This is a genomic window from Streptomyces sp. 13-12-16, from assembly GCF_002114215.1.
Taxonomy (GTDB): Bacteria; Actinomycetota; Actinomycetes; order Streptomycetales; family Streptomycetaceae; genus Streptomyces.
On record NZ_NCTE01001326.1, the window covers coordinates 1,071 to 4,118 of the forward strand.

Below are 3,048 nucleotides of genomic sequence, written 5' to 3' on the forward strand. Positions count from 1 at the left end.
GGCCGGGATCGCCTCCGTACGGGCCGGGTGGGAGCGGGATCACTCGACGGTGCGGGCCCGCCGGGCGGGCACCCCGTCACCGCGGTGGACGTGTTCACAGGCCACGCCCCCGTTCTGCGCGCGAACGTGCCGCAGCCCGCCGGGTCCGTCCCTCATAGAGTTGTGGCCATGACATGGAGCGAGGCGGAGTACGTCGACTACTTGCAGGCCGAGCGGCGTGCCTTCGCGTGGGTGATGCGGCATTACGGGGGTCTGACGCAGGAGGAAGCGACGGAAGCGGCCCTGGAGTGGTATCCGTACGAGCCGGAGGACCACGCCCATCGTGGCCTGGTCTTCCACGACCATTCCTGGCACTGGGCGATGCTGGCGATCCACGGTGACCGGTACACGGTGGAACACCCCGAACTCGTCCATCCGCCGGCCGCCTACGAGGCTCTCGGGTGAAGGCCCCACCGGGTGTCTTGCCGGAACGGCAACATCTCGTGCCGGTTCGCGGGGAGCGGGTGAGACTCGGACGCGTTCCCCGACAGAAGGAGCCCTGCATGAGTACCGTCGACGCGGTCGAGTTCTGGGACGACGTCCACGCGGCCCGGCCGGCGGCCACCGATCCGCGGCCGAACGTACGCCTCACCGGGACCGTCGCGGACCTGCCGCCCGGCGATGTGCTGGACCTCGGATGCGGCGCCGGTGGCGACGCGCTGTGGCTGGCCCGCCGGGGGTGGCGCGTCACCGCCGTCGACGTCTCGTCCGTGGCGGTCGGGCGTCTCACCGCGCTCGCCGTCTCGCACGGTCTGGACGACCGGATCACCGCCCGGCGGCACGACCTGCGCGAGTCGTTCCCGGACGGGTCCTTCGACCTCGTCTGCGCCCACTATCTGCAGACCCCCCTCGACCTGGACCGGGCGGCCGTGCTGCGGAGGGCCGCGCACGCCCTGCGGCCGGGCGGGCGGCTGCTGGTCGTCGACCACGGATCGACCGCTCCGTGGTCGTGGAACCAGGACCCCGGCGTCCGGTACCCGGCCCCGCGGGAGGTGGCCGCGGACATCGCCCTGGACCCGGTGACGTGGACGGTCGAGCGGGCCGACTCGCCCCGCCGGATCGCGACCGGACCGGACGGGCGGACCGCCGAGGTCACCGACCACGTTCTGATCGTCCGCCGCGCGGCCTGAACCGGACCCGGCCGGCACAGGGAGGCACCATGCACCGCGACACCCCACCGCCCCGCACCGGAAGCAGCGAGACCGAGGTCCTGCGCGGCTTCCTCGACCATCTGCGGAACTCCGTCTCCGCGAAGGTCGAGGACGCCCCCGAACCGCAGGTCCGGACCGCCTCGGTGCCCTCGGGCACGAACCTGCTCGGGCTGCTCAACCACCTCACTTCCGTCGAGCGGGCGACGTTCCTCGGGGAGCGGGTCACCGACTGGCAGGCCACCTTCCACGCCGCCCCCGGGGACAGCGTGGCCGATGTCGTCACCCGTTACCGGCAGGCGGTCGCCCGGGCGAACGACGTACTCGACGAGTGCGCCGACCTCGGCGCGCCGGTCCCCCGCCCCCGGTCGAACGGCTCCGCCCCGAGTGTCCGCTGGGCGCTCACCCACATGATCGAGGAGACCGGCCGCCACGCCGGCCACGCGGACATCCTGCGTGAACTGATCGACGGGGCGACCGGACGCTGACCTTCTCGGGAGAACGGGCACCGTACCCTGGCGGCATGCGCATGCGCCCCACTCTGCACTGGACCCCCGAAGAAGACCTGCCGCCGGGCTCCACGGATCTGGAACCGGTCGCCGACGCGCTGGGCGCCGGCGGTGTGGTGGTGCTCAGCGGGGCGGGCATCTCCACCGAGTCGGGCATCCCCGACTACCGTGGCGAGGGTGGGAGCCTGAGCCGCCACACACCGATGACCTACCAGGACTTCACGGGCAGCGACCGCGCCCGGCGCCGGTACTGGGCGCGCAGCCACCTCGGCTGGCGCACCTTCCGCCGGGCCGTGCCCAACACCGGGCACCGGGCCGTGGCCGCGTTCGGGCGGCACGGTCTGCTCTCGGGTGTGATCACGCAGAACGTCGACGGTCTGCACCAGGCCGCCGGCAGCGAGGGCGTCGTGGAACTCCACGGCGGCCTGGACCGGGTCGTCTGCCTCTCCTGCGGTGCCGTCAGTGAGCGCCGCGAACTCGCCCGGCGGCTGGAGGAGGCCAACGCGGGCTTCGCTCCGGTGGCCGCGGGGATCAACCCCGACGGTGACGCCGACCTCACCGACGAACAGGTCGGCGACTTCCGTGTGGTGCCCTGCGCGGTCTGCGGCGGTGTCCTCAAACCGGACGTGGTGTTCTTCGGCGAGAACGTGCCGCCCGGGCGGGTCGAGCACTGCCGCACGCTGGTCCGTGAGGCGACATCGCTGCTCGTCCTCGGGTCGTCGCTGACGGTGATGTCCGGGCTCCGGTTCGTCCGTCAGGCCGCCCAGGCCGGCACGCCGGTACTGATCGTCAACCGGGACCCGACCCGGGGTGACCGGCACGCCGTCACCCGGGTCGCGCTCCCCCTGGGAACGGCCCTCGCCACCGTGGCCGACCGGCTGGGCGTCCCGGTGAACGGCCGGACGGCAGCCTGAGCGGCCGCCTCCGGCTCCGCCGTCCGTCGCGTCACTCCTCGTCGCGCAGCCTGGCCGCCAGTGAGGTCAGCGGCTCGGTCTCCCCGGTGTGGCCCAGCGCGGTGAGGCGGGAGACCGCCGCGTCGAGGCGGGCGAGGGCCGGGGCGGCGCGGTCCAGGTAGATGCCCTCCACGGCACCCGCGAGGCGGACGCACTCGGCCCACTCGCCGGCGCGCTCCTGCTCCGCACCCGGCTCGCCCAGCAGGGCGAGGGCCTTCTCCAGGGCGGTCAGGGCGTCCTCGTACTCACCGGCGTAGGCGTTGACCCGCCCGTGTTCGTAGGCCAGGGCGACGTCCAGGGGGCGGCCGTGGACCTCGTGCCCGGCGGCGCGGGCCTCGTCGGCGATCCGGCCGGCGTCGGCGAGGAAGGCGCGGGCGCCGGCCAGGCCGTCGGGGCCCT

Annotated in this window: 4 protein-coding genes and 1 pseudogene; 4 read left to right on the forward strand and 1 reads right to left on the reverse strand. The window is 73.9% G+C overall.

All coding sequences use genetic code 11. From position 1 onward, the window contains the following. Positions 1–168 precede the first annotated feature (168 nt). From B7767_RS40510 to B7767_RS40525, 4 genes are all read left to right on the forward strand, one after another. Positions 169–444, forward strand: a complete 276-nt coding sequence (locus B7767_RS40510) for a hypothetical protein (RefSeq protein WP_085576276.1) — start codon at positions 169–171, stop codon at positions 442–444. A gap of 98 nt (positions 445–542) precedes the next feature. Beyond that, entirely contained in the window at positions 543–1,169 is a 627-nt protein-coding gene (locus tag B7767_RS40515; protein WP_085576273.1) for a cyclopropane-fatty-acyl-phospholipid synthase family protein, read from the forward strand. 29 nt (positions 1,170–1,198) lie between these two features. Continuing rightward, positions 1,199–1,675, forward strand: coding sequence for a DinB family protein (locus B7767_RS40520; protein ID WP_085576274.1), 477 nt, complete (start codon positions 1,199–1,201; stop codon positions 1,673–1,675). Between the two features lie 35 nt (positions 1,676–1,710). Continuing rightward, positions 1,711–2,610 (forward strand): NAD-dependent protein deacetylase, encoded by a 900-nt coding sequence (locus B7767_RS40525; RefSeq protein ID WP_085576275.1) that lies wholly within the window; start codon positions 1,711–1,713, stop codon positions 2,608–2,610. Between the two features lie 31 nt (positions 2,611–2,641). Here the strand turns inward: B7767_RS40525 and B7767_RS40530 are convergent. After that, positions 2,642–3,048, reverse strand: a pseudogene (locus tag B7767_RS40530) (hypothetical protein); the annotation flags it as partial.

Bases quoted from the DNA above. Each gene is read 5' to 3' on its own strand.
- B7767_RS40510 (WP_085576276.1), top strand. From the start codon at position 169: ATGACATGGAGCGAGGCGGAGTACGTCGACTACTTGCAGGCCGAGCGG.
- B7767_RS40515 (WP_085576273.1), top strand. From the start codon at position 543: ATGAGTACCGTCGACGCGGTCGAGTTCTGGGACGACGTCCACGCGGCC.
- B7767_RS40520 (WP_085576274.1), top strand. From the start codon at position 1,199: ATGCACCGCGACACCCCACCGCCCCGCACCGGAAGCAGCGAGACCGAG.
- B7767_RS40525 (WP_085576275.1), top strand. From the start codon at position 1,711: ATGCGCATGCGCCCCACTCTGCACTGGACCCCCGAAGAAGACCTGCCG.